The 18,166-nt window shown below is 70.7% G+C and carries 15 protein-coding genes and 1 pseudogene; 7 read left to right on the top strand and 9 right to left on the bottom strand.

What is annotated here, in order from left to right; translation table 11 throughout:
- Window positions 1-8: 8 nt before the first annotated feature.
- Window positions 9-1,025: a sugar ABC transporter permease gene (locus FFS15_RS05755; protein WP_137844055.1), complete on the bottom strand. Its 1,017-nt coding sequence runs from the start codon at window positions 1,023-1,025 to the stop codon at window positions 9-11.
- A gap of 5 nt (window positions 1,026-1,030) precedes the next feature.
- Window positions 1,031-2,332, bottom strand: coding sequence for an extracellular solute-binding protein (locus tag FFS15_RS05750; RefSeq protein ID WP_137844054.1), 1,302 nt, complete (start codon window positions 2,330-2,332; stop codon window positions 1,031-1,033).
- Window positions 2,333-2,465: 133 nt separating this feature from the next.
- Between FFS15_RS05750 and FFS15_RS05745 the strand changes: the two genes are divergently transcribed.
- Window positions 2,466-3,623: an ROK family transcriptional regulator gene (locus FFS15_RS05745; RefSeq protein WP_249353763.1), complete on the top strand. Its 1,158-nt coding sequence runs from the start codon at window positions 2,466-2,468 to the stop codon at window positions 3,621-3,623.
- A gap of 8 nt (window positions 3,624-3,631) precedes the next feature.
- Here FFS15_RS05745 and FFS15_RS05740 read toward each other — a convergent pair whose 3' ends face one another.
- Together FFS15_RS05740 and FFS15_RS05735 are read right to left on the bottom strand one after the other, a co-directional pair.
- The gene (locus FFS15_RS05740; protein WP_137844052.1) at window positions 3,632-4,744 is read right to left on the bottom strand and encodes a Gfo/Idh/MocA family oxidoreductase; all 1,113 of its coding nucleotides are present in this window, start codon (window positions 4,742-4,744) and stop codon (window positions 3,632-3,634) included.
- The gene (locus FFS15_RS05735) at window positions 4,723-5,448 is read right to left on the bottom strand and encodes a ThuA domain-containing protein (protein WP_137844051.1); all 726 of its coding nucleotides are present in this window, start codon (window positions 5,446-5,448) and stop codon (window positions 4,723-4,725) included. Before FFS15_RS05735 ends, FFS15_RS05740 begins: the two co-directional genes overlap by 22 nt.
- A 120-nt stretch (window positions 5,449-5,568) precedes the next feature.
- On the opposite strand from FFS15_RS05735, the gene FFS15_RS05730 reads away from it, so the two are divergent.
- From FFS15_RS05730 to FFS15_RS05720, 3 genes and pseudogenes are all read left to right on the top strand, one after another.
- Window positions 5,569-6,975, top strand: a complete 1,407-nt coding sequence (locus FFS15_RS05730; RefSeq protein WP_137844050.1) for an aspartate aminotransferase family protein — start codon at window positions 5,569-5,571, stop codon at window positions 6,973-6,975.
- Between the two features lie 88 nt (window positions 6,976-7,063).
- A complete protein-coding gene (locus FFS15_RS05725; RefSeq protein WP_137844049.1) occupies window positions 7,064-7,699 on the top strand; it encodes an NADPH-dependent F420 reductase in 636 nt (211 codons plus the stop codon).
- A gap of 90 nt (window positions 7,700-7,789) precedes the next feature.
- Window positions 7,790-8,080 (top strand): annotated as a pseudogene (locus tag FFS15_RS05720) (hypothetical protein); the annotation flags it as partial.
- 199 nt (window positions 8,081-8,279) lie between these two features.
- Here FFS15_RS05720 and FFS15_RS05715 read toward each other — a convergent pair.
- On the bottom strand, window positions 8,280-8,597 hold the full coding sequence (locus tag FFS15_RS05715; RefSeq protein WP_137844048.1) for an ATP-dependent DNA ligase: 318 nt from the start codon (window positions 8,595-8,597) through the stop codon (window positions 8,280-8,282).
- 21 nt (window positions 8,598-8,618) lie between these two features.
- A complete protein-coding gene (locus FFS15_RS05710) occupies window positions 8,619-9,182 on the bottom strand; it encodes a TetR/AcrR family transcriptional regulator (protein ID WP_212743116.1) in 564 nt (187 codons plus the stop codon).
- Window positions 9,183-9,232: 50 nt separating this feature from the next.
- Between FFS15_RS05710 and FFS15_RS05705 the strand changes: the two genes are divergently transcribed.
- Window positions 9,233-10,306, top strand: coding sequence for an SDR family NAD(P)-dependent oxidoreductase (locus FFS15_RS05705; RefSeq protein WP_137844046.1), 1,074 nt, complete (start codon window positions 9,233-9,235; stop codon window positions 10,304-10,306).
- A gap of 66 nt (window positions 10,307-10,372) precedes the next feature.
- On the opposite strand, the gene FFS15_RS05700 is transcribed toward FFS15_RS05705, so the two are convergent.
- A complete protein-coding gene (locus FFS15_RS05700; protein WP_171013097.1) occupies window positions 10,373-11,263 on the bottom strand; it encodes a cation transporter in 891 nt (296 codons plus the stop codon).
- A gap of 11 nt (window positions 11,264-11,274) precedes the next feature.
- A complete protein-coding gene (locus FFS15_RS05695; RefSeq protein WP_137844044.1) occupies window positions 11,275-12,837 on the bottom strand; it encodes an SLC13 family permease in 1,563 nt (520 codons plus the stop codon).
- A 56-nt stretch (window positions 12,838-12,893) separates the two neighbouring features.
- Here FFS15_RS05695 and FFS15_RS05690 point away from each other — a divergent pair, with 56 nt between their 5' ends.
- Both FFS15_RS05690 and FFS15_RS05685 read left to right on the top strand, forming a co-directional pair.
- The gene (locus FFS15_RS05690) at window positions 12,894-14,594 is read left to right on the top strand and encodes an MFS transporter (RefSeq protein WP_137844043.1); all 1,701 of its coding nucleotides are present in this window, start codon (window positions 12,894-12,896) and stop codon (window positions 14,592-14,594) included.
- Window positions 14,591-16,099: a leucyl aminopeptidase gene (locus FFS15_RS05685; protein WP_137844042.1), complete on the top strand. Its 1,509-nt coding sequence runs from the start codon at window positions 14,591-14,593 to the stop codon at window positions 16,097-16,099. Before FFS15_RS05690 ends, FFS15_RS05685 begins: the two co-directional genes overlap by 4 nt.
- Window positions 16,100-16,130: 31 nt before the next feature.
- On the opposite strand, the gene FFS15_RS05680 is transcribed toward FFS15_RS05685, so the two are convergent.
- The gene (locus FFS15_RS05680; protein WP_137844041.1) at window positions 16,131-18,149 is read right to left on the bottom strand and encodes an FAD-binding protein; all 2,019 of its coding nucleotides are present in this window, start codon (window positions 18,147-18,149) and stop codon (window positions 16,131-16,133) included.
- Between the last annotated feature and the right edge of the window lie 17 nt (window positions 18,150-18,166).

The raw sequence follows: 18,166 nt of genomic DNA, 5'->3' as shown, positions 1-18,166 counted from the left end.
CGGACACGTCAGCGCACCTGCTTTCTCTTGCTGCGGGCGCTCGGTTTCGTGATGGCGCCGGTGAGGTCGCGGCGGAGGGCGAAGCGCTGGTACGCGAGGGCGATGACGAGCGAGATGACGAAGAGGATCACGGCGATCGCGCTGCCGTAGCCGGGCTGGCCGGCGAACTGGCCCTGCTGCACCATGTACGTCGCCATCGTCTCGGTGGCGATGCGGCGGACGGCGGGGGCGACGGTCACCCACACCATGTCGAAGACCTGGAGCGAGCCGATGATAGAGAGGAACGCCCAGATGCGGATCGTGGGCCCGAGCAGCGGCAGCGTGATGTGCCGCTGCACCTGCCACCAGCTCGCGCCGTCGATCTGCGCGGCCTCGGCGAGCTCTTCGGGGATGCCCTGGAGGCCCGCGAGGAACAGCAGGATCGCGAAGCCGATGTACTTCCACGTGAGGATGAAGAAGATCGTCCACAGCGCGATCTCGGGGTCGGCGAGCCAGTTGCGGGCGAGGAACCCGAGACCCATCGACTCGAGGGTGGCGTTGACGGCGCCCGTCGGCTGCAGGATGAGCTTCCACGCGAGGCCGGCGATGACCTCGGCGAGCACGTACGGCACGAAGATCAGCAGGCGGAAGACGCTGCGGCCCCGCAGGCGCCGGTTCAGCAGCAGCGCGACGCCGATGGCGATCGGCCCCTGGATGAGCAGCGACATCACGAGGATGAAGAAGGTGTTGCCGATCGCCTTCTGGAACTCGGGGGTCGTCAGCGCCCGCACGTAGTTGTCGAAGCCGACGAACCGCTCGGGTTCGGCCAGATCGTCCCACTGGAACGCCGGGGGCAGGTTGTAGAAGCTGTAGACCGCCGCGAGGATGACCGGGAGGATGACGAACCCGATGAACAGCACAAGCGCGGGAGTGACGAACAGGAAGATCTCGAGCCGCTTGCGGGTCTGACCGCGCCGGGCCCGGGGTGCCGGGGAAGGCCCCGGGCCCGCGGTGACCGCGGGCCCAGGGTTGGTGAGAGTGGTCATGATTCCTAGAGTGTCGCCGCGGCGTCCTGCATGCGGGTCACGATGTCCTCGGGCGAACCCGTCCCTGCGAACAGGTTGACGATGCCCTCGTTCATGGCGTTGCCGACCGTGGTGCCGAACGCGGTGTCGAGCCACAGCTGGACGAAGGAGGACTCCGCGAGTCCCTCCGCGACCATCACGAGGTTCGGGTCCTCGAGCGAGCCGACCGCCGCCGGGACGGTGGGGATGCCGGATCCGCTTGCTGCGAAGCGACTCTGGATGTCTTCGCTCAAGATGAAGGCGAGGAGGTCGGCGCACTCCGGCGGTGCCTCTGCCGAGCAGCCGAAGCCGTCACCACCGCCGAGGGCCGCGGTCGGGTCGCCGGCCGCGCCGTCGATGCCCGGGACGGGGAACCAGCCGAGGAAGGCGGGAACCTGCTCGTCGGGGGTGAGCCCGCCGATCACACCGGCGTTCCAGTGACCCATGAGCTCCATCGACGCCTGGCCGTTCGCCACGAGACCGGCCGAGCTGCCCGCGCCCTGCTGGGCGGGGGTGCCGAGGAAGCCCTCCTGGAAGGGCTCGATGCCGAGGAAGTCCTGCAGCTGCTCGCCGGCTTCGACGAAGCATTCGTCACTGAAGTCGAAGTCGGTCTCGGCTGCCGCCAGCGCGTCGGGCGAGCATGACTTGAGGGCGAACTGGTACCACCAGTGCGCAGCGGGCCAGCCGTCGCCGGCGCCCACCGCGATCGGGGTGAAGCCGGCCTCGCGGAGGGCGCCTGCGGCGTCGACGAGGTCGTCGAAGGTCTCAGGGACATCGACACCCGCCTCGGCGAAGTGCTCGGTGTTGTACCAGAAGCCCTCGATGCCGAAAGTGAACGGCACCGCGTACGTCTCACCGCCGACCTGCCACGGGTTCACCGTCGCGCCGACGCTGGCGATCGTGTCGGGGATGACGTCGTCGAGCTGCATGAGGTAGTCGTTGGACACCTGGTCGCGCAGCTCGCCGCCCGGCCACACCTGGAACAGGTCCGGCGGGTCGCCCGCCGCGAGGGCGTTTGGGATGAGCGTGCGCTGCAGCTCCTCGTTCTGGTAGCCGGTCTGCTCGACCGTGACGCCGGGGTTCGCCGCCTCGAACTCTGCCGCGACCTCTTCCCAGACCGCGGGAAGCGGACCGGAGGTGGCGTTGTGCCACCACGTGATCGTGACCTCTTCGGCGTCGCCGCCGTTCTCCTCTTCGCCGCCGCCGGCGGCACAGCCGGCGAGGGCGCCGATGGCGAGCCCGGCCGCGGCGACACCCGCGACGAGCCGCTTGGTGCTGCGTGTGTTCATCTTCGAACCTCTCGAAAGTTTCGACGTCTACGTCGAAAGTGATGTGGACGACGCCAGGCTACGTTGTTGCAGATTTGAGGTCAAGAGCAACAAATACCGATTCGGCAACGGCGCGCCCTCTACAGTGAGTCTGGTGAGCGATCCGACACCGGCCGAGGGCGTGCGCCAGCGCAATCTGGCCCGCCTTCTGCGCCTCGTGCACTTGGAGGGTCCGCTCTCGCGAGCGGCTCTGACCGAGTCGACCGGTCTCAACCGCTCGACCGTCGCCGACCTCGTCGGAGAGCTCGCCCGCCAAGGACTCGTCGACGAGCGCGCGCCGGACCCGTCCCGCCGCGTCGGACGCCCGTCGCCGGTCGTCGCGATCGCGGCGGACGTCGTGGCGATCGCGGTCAACCCCGAGGTGGACGCGCTCGAGATCGCCGCCGTCGGCCTCGACCGCAGCATCCCGCTGCGCGAGCGCATCGACCTCGACCACCTCATCACCCCCACCGAGACCGCCGGGCTCGTCGCCGAGCGGGTCGCCGCATGGCGCGAGGGCCCACTCGCAGGCGCGCGGGTGATCGCGATCGCCCTCGCCGTACCCGGCCTCGTGCGAGCGGCCGACGGACTCGTGCGCAACGCCCCGCACCTGGAATGGATCGACGTGCCGCTGCGCGACCTCGTCGCAGACGCGACGGGCCTGCCGACGGTCGTCGGCAATGACGCGAGCCTGGGCGCTCTCGCCGAGCACCTGTACGGCGCCGCGCGAGGCGTCGACGATGTCGTGTACCTCAACGGCGGCGCGAGCGGCATCGGCGGCGGCCTGATCGTGCACGGCATCCCCGTGGGCGGGGCCGGCGGCTACGCGGGCGAGTTCGGCCAGAACCGCCCCGGCATCGCCGCGGCATCCGACCGCCGCGCCGGCGACGGCGTGCTCGAAGACGAGGTCAGTCGTGCGCGGCTGCTCGCGGTCGCGCGGCTCACCGCGGCCGACGAGCCGACGCTGGCCGCAGCGCTTGCGGGCGCGGGGCCCTCGGCCGACGAGGAGGTCGATCGGCAGCGCCGCATCCTGTCGACGGCGCTGTCGAACGCGGTCAACGTGCTGAACCCCTCGGTGATCGTGCTGGGCGGCTTCCTCGCCACGCTCGCGGCCGTCGACGTGCCGGGACTCGCCGACCTCGTACGCGGTCAGGCGATGGCGGCAGGAGGCGAAGATCTCGACATCCGCGTCGCCTCGCTCGCCGAGGACCGCCTCCTCATCGGCGCCGCCGAGGTCGCCTTCGCGGACCTGCTGCGCGACCCCTCAGCCTGAGGGCGGCGTCACCGGCCCTGCCACACCGCCGCGGGGGTGAGCGGCACGGGCGCGGGCCGTTCGACTGTCGTCGTCAGTCGCTCGCGGACCCCCGTGTCGGCGGAGACCTGCAGCATCGTCATGATCTCGAGCACGTGCAGCGCCATGGCACCGCTCGCGCGACCTGCGCCGGTGACGAGGTCGACCAGCCCCACGCCCCGGCCCGCGTCGACGTAGCCCGCCGACGGGGGCAGCGAATCCCACGCGCCACCGCGAACGTGCAGCCGCACCCCGCTGTCGGACGCGCTCGGGCCGCCGAAGTGGTTCGGATCGGGCACCCGCAGCGAGCCCTCGACACCGTGCACCTCGATCGGAGCCGCGGTCGAGGCCATCGCGTCGAAGCTCATCGTGACGGTCGAGAGCGCGCCCGAGCCGTGATGGAGGATGCCGGTGAGGTGCGTGTCGACCTCGACGCCGATCCGCTCCCCCGCGCGCGGCCCGGTGGCGATCACGCGCTCGGCGCGCGAGCGCGATGCCGCGCCCGAGACCGCTTCGACCGGGCCGAGCAGCTGCACCAGCGACGTCACGTAGTACGGCCCCATGTCCAGCAAGGGCCCACCGCCTGCGCGGTAGTAGAAGTCGGGATGCGGATGCCACGACTCGTGCCCCGCCGAGACCCACGTCGCCGAGGCCGACACCGGCGCGCCGATGCGCCCGCCGTCGACGGCTGCGCGCGCGGTCTGCACACCCGTTCCGAGCACGGTGTCGGGGGCCCCGCCGACCGCGACGCCCGCCGCGGCGGCGGCATCCATCACGGTCCTGGCGTCGGCGAGCGTCGCCGCGAGCGGCTTCTCGTTGTACACGGCTTTGCCGTGCGCGATCGCGGCGAGCGCGACCTCCGCGTGGGCCGCGGGAATGGTGAGGTTCAGCACGACATCGACCTCGGGGTCGGCCACGAGCTCTGCGGTCGTGAGCGCGCGGCAGCCCGGGATCGTGTTGGCCACCGCTCGCGCGCGGGCCATGTCGAGGTCGGCGACCGCTGCGAAGCGGACGAGAGGGGCCTGCGCGAGCGTGTCGAGGTACTGGCGTGAGATCACGCCGAGCCCGACGACGCCGATCCTCACCGGGTGCGTGAGGCCCACAGCATCCCCCTTTCGATGATCGTCCGCACGCTGTCGTCGAGCAGCACGTCGAGGCTGTGCCCGGGCGTCGCGACGAAGACGCGCCCGCTGCCCCACTCGCGCGTCCAGACGGCCGGCGATGTGATCGGCCGATGCCACGGGTGGTGCGGCTGCACGGGGTGCGTCGTGGTGGCGAGCACGTCGATCAGGTCGTCGTGCAGCACCCAGTACTGCTCGGTGCGGAGCGTGAAGTCGTCGACCCCCGCGGTGATCTCGTGGGTGCGTCCGAGCTCGGTGATCTCGACGACGTGCTCGAGGAAGCTGTCGCTCTCGTCACCCCGGATCTCATCGGGATGCTTCGACGGATGTGTGGCGAACTGGCCGCCCACCAGCTGCAGGTAGTCCGTGCTCGCCCGGAACGAATCGGCGATCCCGCCGTGCCAGCCGGCGAGCCCCGTTCCCGCCGCGACGGCGGCGCGCAGACCCCCGAGCGCCTCGCGCGAGATCTCCGACATCGTGACGCACTGCACCACGAGGTCGGTCGCGGCCATGCGATCGTCATCCGCGTAGACCTCGGGCTCGTCCGCGATCGACACCGCGAATCCGGAGGCCACGAGGAACGGGACGAACAGATCGGTCGCCGCGACCGGGTGGTGACCGTCCCAGCCACCGCGGACGACGAGGGCTGATCGGGACGCGCGGGCGGTCGGGACAGCGCTGGTCATGCTCCGACAATGCCACGCAGGCGGACGGACCGCCGCATCCGCTCTCGAACCCGGACGAACCGTCATGGCCGCCGCGCGGGCGCGCGGGTATCGTCGGGGACAACACACGGAAGGTCCGATATGTCGACCACGACCGAACGCCACGCCCGCACCGAGGCCGAACTGCAGGAGATGGCCAGAGACCATCTCTGGATGCACTTCGCCCGCCAGTCCGTCATGGAACCCGGCGGACCCGGGGTGCCCATCATCGTCAAGGGCGAGGGCCACCACATCTGGGATTCGCAGGGCAGGAAGTACTTCGACGGGCTCTCCGGCCTCTTCGTCGTCAACGCCGGGCACGGCCGCAAGCGCCTCGCCGAGGTCGCCGCCAAGCAGGCCGAGACCCTGGCCTTCTTCCCGATCTGGTCGTACGCGCACCCGGCCGCGATCGAACTCGCCGATCGCCTGGCCGACTACGCGCCCGGCGACCTCAACCACGTCTTCTTCTCGACCGGCGGCGGCGAGGCGGTCGAGACCGCGTTCAAGCTCGCGAAGTACTACTGGAAGCTCCAAGGCCAGCCGACCAAGCACAAGGTCATCTCGCGCTCGGTCGCGTACCACGGCACCCCGCAGGGCGCGCTGGCGATCACCGGCATCCCCGCCATGAAGGCGATGTTCGAGCCGGTCACCCCGGGCGGCTTCCGCGTCCCGAACACGAACTTCTATCGCGCCGGCGACATGGGCGCCCCCACCACGAGCCTCGAGGAGTTCGGCGTGTGGGCGGCCGACCGCATCGAGGAGATGATCCAGTTCGAGGGACCGGACACGGTCGCCGCCGTCTTCCTCGAGCCGGTGCAGAACTCGGGCGGCTGCTTCCCGCCCCCGCCCGGGTACTTCCAGCGCGTGCGCGAGATCTGCGACAAGTACGACGTGCTGCTGGTCTCGGACGAGGTCATCTGCGCGTTCGGCCGCATCGGCCACATGTTCGCGTGCGACGCGTACGGCTATGTCCCCGACATGATCACGTGCGCCAAGGGCATGACCAGCGGCTATTCGCCGATCGGCGCGACGATCGTCAGCGACCGCATCTACGAGCCCTTCCGCACCGGCGACCGGGCTTTCTACCACGGCTACACGTTCGGCGGTCACCCGGTCTCGGCCGCAGTGGCGCTCGAGAACCTCGACATCTTCGAGGAGGAGGGGCTCAACGAACGGGTGCGCGAGAACTCGCCGATCCTCCGCCAGACCCTCGAGAAGCTCACCGACCTGCCGATCGTGGGCGACGTGCGCGGCGACGGGTACTTCTTCGGCATCGAGCTGGTCAAGGACAAGGCGACGAAAGAGACCTTCGACGACGATGAATCCGAGCGACTGCTGCGCGGCTTCCTCTCGAAGGCGCTGTTCGAGGCGGGCCTGTACTGCCGCGCCGACGACCGCGGCGACCCCGTCATCCAGCTCGCCCCGCCGCTGACCATCGGCCCGAGCGAGTTCGACGAGATCGAGCAGGTCCTGCGCTCGGTGCTCACCGAAGCCTGGACCCGCCTCTGAGACGACAGCGGTCACTGAGCGAGCGCAGCGAGACGAAGTGTGACGCCCCGGGGAATTCTCCCGGGGCGTCGCGGCGTTCCATCCCGTCATGACCACAGTCGGAATCATCGGAGCAGGACACATCGGATCCACCCTCGCGCGCGGTCTCGTCGACCGCGGCTACGAGGTCGTGATCAGCAATTCGCGGGGCCCGGAGACCCTCACCGCGCTCGTGGACGACCTCGGGGCGAACGCATCGGCCGGGACGGTGACCGATGCCGCGGCATCCGGCGACGTCGTCATCGTGACGGTGCCGCTGAGCGCCTACCGGCAGGTGCCGGTCGACGAGCTCGCGGGCAAGATCGTGCTCGACACCAACAACTACTACTGGGAGCGCGACGGCCACATCGAGGTACTCGACGAGAAGCGCGCGACGACGACCGGCCTGCTGCAGGAGCACCTGCCCACTTCGAAGGTCGTCAAGGCGTTCAACCACATCGGGTCGGCCGAGATCCTGACGACCGGCTCGGAGTCGGGTGCGGACGGGCGTCGTGCGCTCGCGACGGCGAGCGATCATGCGGATGCCGTCGCCTTCGTGACCGACCTCTACGACCGCTTCGGCTTCGACACCGTCGACGTCGGATCCGTCGCCGAGAGCTGGCGTGTCGAGCGCGATCAGCCCGCGTACGTGATCCGTCAGACCCAGGCCGAGCTCGAGGCGAACCTCGCCCGCGCGACCCGCTGAACCGCGGGTCTGCGGTGGCCGGATCCGATCGCGCGATATCGGGTCCGGCCACCGGACAACGCAGGCCGCCGCGAGGTCTAGGCTGACCACGTGGGCACCATCTACTACGGAGGGTCGGCGACCCCGATCCACATCGAGGACCGGGCACTCGCGCACCTCAAGGTCGTCATCGCGACGAAGCTCCGTCGCGACGAGAGCTTCACGGTCTCATGGCAGCATCCCGAGGATCAGCCGCGCGGCCGCAGCACGATCTGGCTGCACCCGTCGATCCCGTTGCGGTTCGTCTTCGATGACCCCGAGCCCACCGAGCTGAGCCGTGCATGGATCGAGGAGCTCGCGAACTCGGCGAACTCGTCCGGCGGCGTGAGCCTGGTTGCCGAGCACTTCGACACCGGCCCCATCCCGACGATGGATGAAGCCCTCGCGGGCGGGCCGGCTGCGGCCGACGGCGACGGCGTCACGCTCGGGAACGTCGAGGTCGAGAGCCTCGACATCGACAAGCTGACCGTCGCGGGAACCGAACTGCCGCCGTCCGCGGCCTCTGCGATCACGCAGCAGCCCAACGCCGACTGATCCGGCGTCAGCCCATCTCGGGCTGCGCGTCCTCGGGGGGCTCAGGAACGATCGTGAGGCCCGACGGCCCACTCGCCGACTGCATCAGCTCCTCCACCCACGCACGGTTGATGCGCGGCGGGCGACTGCCGAAGAAGTGGAACTGCAGCGGAACCGACGGGTGGATCCAGAAGCTGCGCCGGCCGCTGCCGTCGCCGATCTCGACGTCGAACATGAACGGCTCCGAGCGACGGAGCTTGTTCATCATGACGATGCGAAGGTGCGCGAGGGTGCGGTCGTCGATGTCGACCGAGCTCGCCGTGGTGTCGTAGATGAACCTGCCCATGCGAGGACTATACGTCGCGGATCAGCGTGGGGCGAAAGCAGCTCGGAAGAGGGCTCGCGCACGCGTGGCGACGACCGGCCGCTCCACCGGATCGGCACGCGCGAGCTCGGTCGCGAGCATGCCCGTCGCCATCGTGACGTCGGCCGTCTCGATGTGGTCGCCGAGGCGCCCGGCGGCGCGCTCGCGCTCGACGAGACGCTCGACGAGCGCGCGGAATCGCTCGCCGAGCGGCGCCACCCGCGGGTCGTGCAGGTCGGCCGTCAGCAGTTCGATGAATGCCGTCGAGACGACCGCCTGGGCGACCACCTGGTCGAGCAGGTCGTCGATCGTGCGGTCGGCGCCGATGGTCTGCTGCTCGAGGTCGACGACGTTCTCCTCGAACACGGCGACGGCGAGCGCCGTGCGATCGGGGAAGTGGCGGTACAGGCTCCCCTGACCGACGCCGGCGCGCTTGGCCACGGCGCTGAACGGCGCACTGAGGCCGCCTTCGGCGTAGACCTCACGCGCGGCGGCGATGAGGGCTCGGCGATTGTCGGCGGCGGCGGCCGGACCGCGGTTCGCTCGGGGGGAGGGAGTGCTGGGCACGAGTGCTAGCCTATTACCGGACATTGGTGTCCGGTAGAAAGGGATGACACATGAGCACGACCATCACGCCACTCAGCGGCGACTCCTCGATCGCGACCTGGCTCGACGACCCGATCGGCGGCGCGATCCTGCGCGACATGCTGGCACAGAGCGGACAGAGCCCCGACGTCTTCCGCCCCGTCAAGCGCCTCGCGATCAAGCGCCTGGTCAAGATGAGCAAGGGCGCGTTCTCGCAGGAGACGCTGGACGAGCTCGTCCGTCGCGCGGCCGCAGGCGATGTCCCCGCGGGCACCGCCGCACCGGCAGCGAGCGAAGACGCAGCGGCCGAGGTGGCAGCATCCGCCCCCGCTGCGCCCCTCCGCGAATGGACCGAGCGCATCGACCAGGGCCGCTTCACGGGCCAGACCCACATCGTCACCGGCGCCGGATCCGGCATCGGCCGCGCCACCGCATCGCGCATCGCCCGCGAGGGCGGCCGCGTGATCGCGGTCGACGTCAGCCAGGAGCGCCTCGACGAGTTCGTCGCCGAGCACCCCACCGCAGACATCGTCTCGCTCGTGGCCGACATCACCGACGACGCCGGCGTCGCCCGCATCGTCGAGGCAGCCGGCCCCACGATCGACGGCCTCGCCAACATCGCCGGAATCATGGATGACATGACGCCGGTCGCCGAGGTGACCGATGCGGTGTGGCAGCGCGTCTTCCGCGTGAACGTCGACGGCACGATGAAGCTCATGCGCGCAGTCGTCCCGACCATGCTCGCCCAGGGCGGCGGCTCGATCGTGAACACCGCCTCCGAGGCAGCCCTTCGCGGATCGGCCGCCGGTGTCGCCTACACCGCGTCGAAGCACGCCGTCGTGGGGCTCACGAAGTCGACCGCCTTCATGTACGGCCCGAGCGGCATCCGTGTGAACGCGGTGGCGCCCGGACCGACCATCACCAACATCGAGGCGAACTTCGCATCGCCCCTCGGCGCCGAGCGCGTGCGTGCGGCGATGACGATCCTGCCCGACGCGGTCGAGGCCGACGCCCTCGCGGCGTCGATCACGTTCCTGCTCAGCGACGACGGCGTGAACGTCAACGGCGCTGTTCTCGCGAGCGACGGCGGTTGGTCGGTCGCCTGACCCAGACCCGCGACGCCCCGGCCGACCCGAACGGCCGGGGCGTCGCGCACCACGGTGTGGCGGGCATCAGTCGAACGAGGGATCGGTCGTCAGCTCGATGGACGGCCACACTTCGAGTCCGAGGTCGCCGAGCCGGGCGAGGATGTCTTGCCGGATCTCGTCCTGCTGGTCGATCGTCCAGCTCCCCGCCTCGACGTGATAGATGACCTCGAGATACAGGCGATGGCCGAGCTTCGCGGCGCGGACGACCGGCGCAGTGAGCCCGCGTTCGGCGGTCACCTCAGCGACGGCATTCTCAACCACCGCTGTCGTCGACGGCGCCGGAGCACCCTCGAGCAGCTCGCCCACACCGCTGCGCACGAGCGAGATCGGCAGTGGTGCAACCAGCACGCACGAGATCAGCACGAGCGCCGGGTCGATGAACGGCAGCGCGGCGTCGAGCGACATCAGCGCGAGCACCCCGGCGATCCCCGCCCCCACCGCGACCACGGCCGCGCGAATGGCGCTCGACCGCCAGTCGAGCATCTCGGCGCGCACGAGATCGGTGCGCGTGCGACCGAGCCACCACGCCATGACGGCCGACGTCACGGCGATCGCCACGCCGTAGCCGGCGACCACGCCGACGGCGACCTCCTGCCCTCCGTCGAGGACGACGATCACCGCGTCGCCGGCGGCGATGACGAGTGTCGCGAGCGCCGCCACGCCCTGCACGGTCACGACGAGGGGCACCAGCGCCGGCCAGCCGAAGGGGTTGCGGCGCGTCGGATCCTGCACGGCCTTGCGCGACGCCGCGAGCGCCATCCAGGTCGTCGCCATCGCGATCACACCGAACGCGCCGTCGAACACCAGCACGCGGATGCCGAGCAGCAGTCCCAGGGCCAGCGCGGCGATCGAGAGCACTGTGTTCACCGCGAGCGACACCCGCAGGGCGCGGATCTCGGCTGTCGGCGGAGCCACTCGCGTACCCATCAGAACGGCAGGATCAGCGGCACGTACCAGACCGCGACGACGATGAACAGCAGCGCGAGCGGCAGCCCGAGCTTCCAGTAGTCGCCGAAGCGATAGCCCCCGGGTTCCATCACCATCAGGTTCGCGGGGGTCGCGATCGGGGTGAGGAAGGCCGCCGCGCCCGCGACGGTCAACGCCATCATGAACGGCTGCACCGAGAGGTCGAGAGTCGCGGCGACCGAGACCGCGATGGGCGCCACGATCAGCACCGTCGCCGTGTTGCTGATGAGCTGCCCGAGTACCACCGTCAGCACGCACAGCACGAGCAGGGCGATGTGCGGGCCCGCTCCCCCGATGAAGGTCAGCAGCCACCCGGCGACCAGGTCTGCGGTGCCGGTCTGGATGAACGCGGTAGACAGCGGGATCATGCCGGCCACGAGCACGACCGTGGTCCACGAGATCGACTGGTAGGCCTGCGCAGGCGACACCGTGCGGGTGAGCACGAGCGCGCACGCGGCGAGCAGCGCCGCCACCGCGGGCGGCACGAGCCCCGTCGCCAGCAGCAGCACCATCGCCGCCAGCACGATGAGGGCTCGCCGCGCGCCCTTGCCGAGCGGCACCGAGCGGCGCAGCCGCGTCGGGTCGTCGACCACGAGCACGTTGGCGTTGTCGGTGTGCCGCGCCAGGTCGTCCCACGTGCCCTGCAGCAGCAGCACGTCACCGACCTGCACGACGATGTCCTGGCCCTTGAGCTGCTCCGAGCCGCGGCGCGCGGCCAGCAGCACCAGGTCTCCGCTCGGGGTCGCCATGCCGGTGCACAGCCGCACGCCGATGAGGGGCGAGCGCGGCGGCACCACCACCTCGGTCACACCGCTGGTGGGGCCCAGGATCACGGCGGTCTCGAGATTGAGCGAGTACTGCTGACGCAGCAGCCGCGCGTGACGCACGAGATCGAGCGGCATGAGCGCGCCGTTGCGTGACGGCAGCAGCCTGCCGCTGAAGAGCACGAGGATCGCGATCGTGCCGAGGAGCAGGGGGATGCCGACCAGCGCGAACTCGAAGAACCCGAACGCCCGCCCGCCGTTGTCGGCCGCGATCTCGGACACGATGATGTTCACGGGCGTCCCCGTCAGCAGCAGCATGGAACCCGCGTGCGCCGCGAACGCGAGCGGCAGCAGCAGCTGCGACGTCGGGATGCCGGCGCGCGAGGCGACGACCACGACGAGGGGCAGGAGGGCTGCGACCGCGCCGTTGACGCTGATGAGCGCGGTGAGCCCCGCGACGAGCAGCGAGACGACGATCAGCAGCATCCGGCGCTTCGTGCCCGCACGCCCGATCACCAGCTGCCCCGCCCACGCGGTGATCCCGGTGGCGTCGAGCGATTCGCTCACGACGAACAGCGCCGCGATGAACAGCACCGTCGGGTCGCCGAAGCCGGCGAGCGCCTGCGGGAGCGTCAGCACACCGGCGAAGAACAGCGCCAGCGAGACGCCGATCGCGACGACGCCGAGAGGCAGCCGGTTGCTCACGAACGCGACGATCGCCAGCACTAGGATCAGCAGCGTAGCGACGACGGGGTCCACGCGGTTCACTGTAGCCAGGCGCGCGTCCCCACGGGGACATCTCGAGAGGCGGATCGATGACCGATCAGGGTTCGGCCGGTGCGCACGTCGCGCAGAAGGCCTCGTGGCTGCCGCTCATCGTGGTCGTGCTGACGCAGATCCAGGCCTCGTTCGCGGTCAACGCCCTCACCGTGTCGATGGCGGGGATCACGACCGACCTCGACACCCCGGCTACCTCGGTCGGCACGGCGATCACCGCCGGCACCTTCGCGATGGCCGCGTTCATCCTGCTCGGCGCGAAGGTCGGCGCGCGCTTCGGCACCCGTGGTGTCTTCCAGATCGCGGTCGCGATCCATGCCGCGGCGATGGCTGCCGTCGCCCTGAGCCTCAGCCCGGCGATGCTCTTCATCGCACAGGCGTCGTCCGGTGCCGTGATCGCGCTCATCGCGCCGGCGCTCACCGTCTTCATCGCGACGAACTACCACGGCGACCGTCAGGCGAAGGCGATCGGGTTCCTCGCCGCGGCGATCCCGCTCGCCGGTGTGCTCGCTCTGATCCTGGCGGGCTGGTTCGCCGAGACGATCGGCTGGCGGTGGTCTTTCGCCCTGATGGTGGGGCTCGGCATCCTGAACCTCATCCTCAGTTTCGGAGTCGCGAAGGTGCCCGCCCAGCGCGACCTGAAGATCGACTGGACCGGGGCGATCCTCGCGGCGGTCGCGATCATCCTGCTGAGCTTCGGCTTCTCGGGGCTCAACTCGTGGGGACTGTGGCTCGCGAGCGACCAGGCGCCGTTCGACGTGCTGGGCATCTCGCCCGCGCCGCTGCTGATCATCCTGGGCGTCGTTCTCGGTCAGGTGTTCTTCGTGTGGATCGCGAAGCGCCAGCGTGAGCATCGCCCGCGGATCTTCGACCTGCGCGTGCTCGCAACCAGCACCGAGCTCGCGATCACGGCCTGCATGTCGATCATGCTGTTCGTGGGGACGGCGGCGAACTTCCTCATCCCGCTCTACATGCAGGTGGTGCAGGGGCTCTCGGGCATCCAGACCTCGTTCTCGATCATCCCGTACACGATCTCGATCTTCCTCGCCTCGACCTTCGTCGCGTACCTGTACAAGGTCGCGGCGCCCCGCGTGCTGGGCTCGGTGGGGTTCGTCGTGGTCGCCGCAGCCCTCACCCTCATCGCCTTCACGATCCGGGGCGAGTGGGGCCAGTTCTTCATCGTCGTGGGGCTCATCCTCCTCGGGCTCGGGCAGGGCTCGATCGTGGCGCTCGTGTTCAACACGCTGCTGTCGTCGGCGCCGAAGCAGCTCGCCGGCGACGTCGGCGCGTGGCGCGGGCTCGTGCACAACCTCTCGGGCTCGATCGGCATCGCCGTCGCCAGCGCATTCGCCGTCGGCATCCTGGCCGTGACCCTCCAGACCTCCGCCGACGAGCACCCCGAGATCTCGCCCGAGCTGATCAGCGAGGTCAACATCAACGACGCCGACTTCCTCACGAACGCGCAGCTCGAGGCCGTACTCGAGGGGACGAGCGCCACGCCCACCGAGGTCGAGGCGGCGATCGAGATCAACGAGGACGCGCGCCTGCTCTCGCTCAAGGTTTCGCTGCTGGCTCTCGCGGGCCTCGCGCTCCTCGCGATCGTGCCGGCGACCCGGATGCCGGGACGCATCGCCGGCGAGCTGCCCGAGCAGGTCGAACCCGACGACAACGACGACATCGACGAGTCCGTGCCGCTGAACCCCGCGGCCGACGACGACACCCAGGAGACGAAGGCATGACCCGAAGCCCGAGCAAGCTGATCCCGACCGACTTCCCGACCCTTCCCGGGCTCGTCGACCTCTCGGCGCTCACCGTGACGGCGCGGCCTCCGTCGGCCGGCGACGAGGCCGTCGGGTACACGGTCTTCGCCGAGGGCGCGGTGCCGCCAGAGCTCGGCCTCGATCGCGACGCGCTCACGCGCGCCGGCTTCGACCCGAAGGTGGGGCAGGCCCTCGTCATTCCCACCCCGAGCGGGCCGGATCTCGTCGCCGTCGGCGCCGGCCCCGCGGCCGACCTCGACGCCGCGCGCCTGCGGGATCTCGCCGCAGCCTTCTCGCGGGCGACCGCACGTCGCGCCCGCGTCGCGCTCGTGGCCACCGGAATCCCGGGCGATGCGCGCGCCGCCGTCCAGGCGATCGTCGAGGGCGCCGCCCTGGCCCGCTACCGCTACCGCGTGCTGAAGTCGAACTCCCGTCACACACCGCTGCGCGAACTCGCCCTGTCGGTCGAGGGCGTCGACGGCTCGGCTGTGATCAACGGCGCCGCGGCGGCGCTCATGTCGGCCCGCGCCGCGGTCGTCGCGCGCGATCTCGCCAACACCCCGCCCGGACACCTCACCGCGACCGACATGGGCGACATCGCCGTCGAGCTCGGCGCGCGGTACGGCTTCGGCGTCGAGCTCTTCGACAAGGCCGCGCTCATCGAACTCGGCTGCGGCGGGCTGCTCGGCGTCAACCAGGGCTCGGTCGAAGAGCCGCGGATGGTGAAGCTCACCTACACGCCGAGCGGCGAGGCGACCGGACACCTCGGGCTCGTCGGCAAGGGCATCATGTACGACTCCGGCGGCATCAGCCTGAAGCCGTCCGATCCGATGCACCTGCTCATGAAGATGGACATGGGCGGCGCTGCCGCCGTGCTCGGCGCCTTCACGGCCCTCCGCGACCGCGGCGTCGACGCCCAGGTGACGGGCTGGCTGATGTGCACCGACAACATGCCGTCGGGAACCGCCTACAAGCTGGGCGACGTGCTCGTCGCGCGCGGCGGCACGACAGTCGAGGTCAAGAACACCGACGCCGAAGGGCGCCTGGTGATGATGGATGCGATCGCCCTCGCGAACGAGGACGGCGTCGACGCGATCATCGACATCGCGACGCTCACGGGCGCCGCGCTCATGGCGCTGGGCGGCGCCACCGCGCCCGTGTTCGCGAACGACGATCGCGTCGCCGCGCTGGTGCTCGATGCTTCGGCCGCCACCGACGAGCCGCTGTGGCGCATGCCGCTCGAGAGGAAGTACCGCCCGCAGCTGGATTCCGACATCGCCGACATCTCGAACCTCGGGGGCAAGTACGCCGGCGCGACGACGGCGGCGCTGTTCCTCGCGCACTTCGTCGGCGAGACGCCCTGGGCGCACCTCGACATCGCGGGCACCATGCAGACCGAGAAGGACGACTCGTGGCGCTCGGCCGGCGCGACGGGCTTCGGCGCCCGCGTTCTGCTCGAGACCGCGCGGACCTTCACGCGGTAGCGGATGCCGGGTGCCCGGCGCTCCGGGCGGGTCAGCCGCGCAGCACCGCGAGCCCGGCGACGTCGTAGGCGAGCTCGACGGCCTCGAAGATCGCCGCGTCGATCGTGCGGGGCGAGAACGCGTCGCCGATCGTGACGACGCGGGAGGCGGCATCCGCGATCCCGACGATGCCGACCGCCTGCCGGGGCTCGACCGCGACGATCGTGTCGATGCCGTCGAGAACCGACTCCTCGCCGGTGAGCGCATCACGGAGCGCGAGCGAACCCGGCGCCACGGACCGCACAGCCGTCGAGACGTGGCGACGGAATCCGCCGTGGGCGCCCAGCCGCTCGAGCAGCAGCGGACGGTCGTAACCGGCGCCGATGTGCGGGAACACCGTCTCGAACGGGGTCACGAGGGTGAGTTCGTCCACGTGCGGCAGAAGCGTCAGCACGACGCCGGCGGCGTAGGCGGTGCCGTCGGCGTCGACCACCGCGATGCGGCGCCCCACGACGGACGGATCGGATGCCGCAGCGAGCGCGTCCACGACCGGACCCTCGCCCGGAAACCCCTCGTCGTAGGCACCGCCGAGCGCGAGCGACGTGGTGCGGGGCGCGGCGGCGCCCGTCGCGAGGACGATCCCGTCGGCACCCTCGGCCTGCAGCGACGCAGCCGTCGCCTCGGCCCCGAGGCGGACCTCGACGCCGGCGGCCTCGAGGTCCCGCACGAGATCGTCGACCAGCAGTCCGACGCTCTCGCGGCCGGGCACGCGCCGCGCGAGCCGCAACTGACCCCCGAACTCGTGATCGCGCTCGAGGAGTGTCACGGCATGACCGTCGTCGGCGAGCTCGATCGCCGCGCGCATGCCGGCAGGGCCGCCGCCGACGATGATCCAGCGCTGCGGCTCGGCCGCCCGCGGCCGGTCGCCGCGCTCGAGCTCACGTCCGGCCAGAGGGTTGACCGTGCACGACATCGCGAGGCCCCGACTGCCGCGGCCGAGGCACCCCTGATTGAGGCGGATGCAGTGATGCACCCCGCGGCCGCCGTCGACCGCCGTGTCGCCCAGGAGTTTGCGGCCGAGGTCGGGGTCGGCGATCTGCGCGCGCGTGAGAGCGACCATGTCGGCGATGCCCGAGCGAAGGACCTCCTCGGCGTCCTCGACAGAACGGGCGGCGCCGACGCCGAAGACAGGCACCTCGGGGTTCGCCGCTTTCACGGCGGCGACGTCGTCGCGCAGCCACGCATACGGCATCGGCGACGACGGGAAGACGTAGTGGACGTTGTGGTATCCCCCCGCGGCGAGGTCGAGGAAGTCGATGCGGGCGTCCTCGCGCAGCCGGGCGATCGTCTCGCGCATTCCGGCGCCGTCGAGACCGTCGGGATGGAACTCGTTGGCCGCGATGCGGATGCCGACGGCGAAGTCGTCGCCGACGCGTTCGCGGACAGCCCGCAGCACCTCGCGCGGGAATCGCGTGCGGCCGTCGAGATCGCCGCCGTACCCGTCGGTGCGGGCGTTGTAGAGCGGCGAGAGGAACTGGTGCAGCAGGTACCCGTGCGCCATGTGGATCTCGACGCCGTCGAACCCGCCCTCGCGCGCAAGTGCGGCCGAGGTCGCCCACCCGTCGACCAGAGCGCGGATGTCGTCGCGATCCATCGCCCGGGTCGCGTGCGCCGTCGAGGGGGAGAGTATGCGCGACGGCGCATACACCGCGCGCGGACCGTCCGGCCCGTCGGGCTGAGCCTGGGCGCCGTGATGGTTGAGCTGCACGAAGACGCGGGCGCCGGCATCCCGGATCGCGTCCGTCATGCGCCGGGAAGCGGCCACCGACTCGGGCCGGAAGGCGTCTTGGAAGCCGCGGATCGACCCCGACGGGTGCACGAAGTGGTTGCCCGCGACGAAGAGTCCGCAGCCGCCCTCGGCCCGCCGCACGAAGTACGCCGTCTCACGGTCGGACTCGACGCGGTCGGAGTACTGCTTCGAATGCGCCGTCTGCATGAGACGGTTCGGCACCGTGATCGCGCCGATGCGTAGGGGCTCGGCGAGGGCGGACGAGGATGACCCGGTGCTCACGCTCCGAGCGTACGCCC

This window comes from Microbacterium sp. 2FI (assembly GCF_005502885.1).
Taxonomy (GTDB): domain Bacteria; phylum Actinomycetota; class Actinomycetes; order Actinomycetales; family Microbacteriaceae; genus Microbacterium.
The sequence above is the reverse complement of the archived record's forward strand: the minus strand, read 5'-3'. Positions and strand labels throughout refer to the sequence as shown.

What these genes read in the sequence shown, in the direction of transcription:
- FFS15_RS05735 (WP_137844051.1), bottom strand. Translation starts at nt 5,448, where the DNA reads ATGACCAGCGCTGTCCCGACCGCCCGCGCGTCCCGATCAGCCCTCGTC.
- FFS15_RS05725 (WP_137844049.1), top strand. Translation starts at nt 7,064, where the DNA reads ATGACCACAGTCGGAATCATCGGAGCAGGACACATCGGATCCACCCTC.
- FFS15_RS05690 (WP_137844043.1), top strand. Translation starts at nt 12,894, where the DNA reads ATGACCGATCAGGGTTCGGCCGGTGCGCACGTCGCGCAGAAGGCCTCG.
- FFS15_RS05685 (WP_137844042.1), top strand. Translation starts at nt 14,591, where the DNA reads ATGACCCGAAGCCCGAGCAAGCTGATCCCGACCGACTTCCCGACCCTT.
- FFS15_RS05755 (WP_137844055.1), bottom strand. Translation starts at nt 1,025, where the DNA reads ATGACCACTCTCACCAACCCTGGGCCCGCGGTCACCGCGGGCCCGGGG.
- FFS15_RS05705 (WP_137844046.1), top strand. Translation starts at nt 9,233, where the DNA reads ATGAGCACGACCATCACGCCACTCAGCGGCGACTCCTCGATCGCGACC.
- FFS15_RS05730 (WP_137844050.1), top strand. Translation starts at nt 5,569, where the DNA reads ATGTCGACCACGACCGAACGCCACGCCCGCACCGAGGCCGAACTGCAG.
- FFS15_RS05750 (WP_137844054.1), bottom strand. Translation starts at nt 2,332, where the DNA reads ATGAACACACGCAGCACCAAGCGGCTCGTCGCGGGTGTCGCCGCGGCC.
- FFS15_RS05715 (WP_137844048.1), bottom strand. Translation starts at nt 8,597, where the DNA reads ATGGGCAGGTTCATCTACGACACCACGGCGAGCTCGGTCGACATCGAC.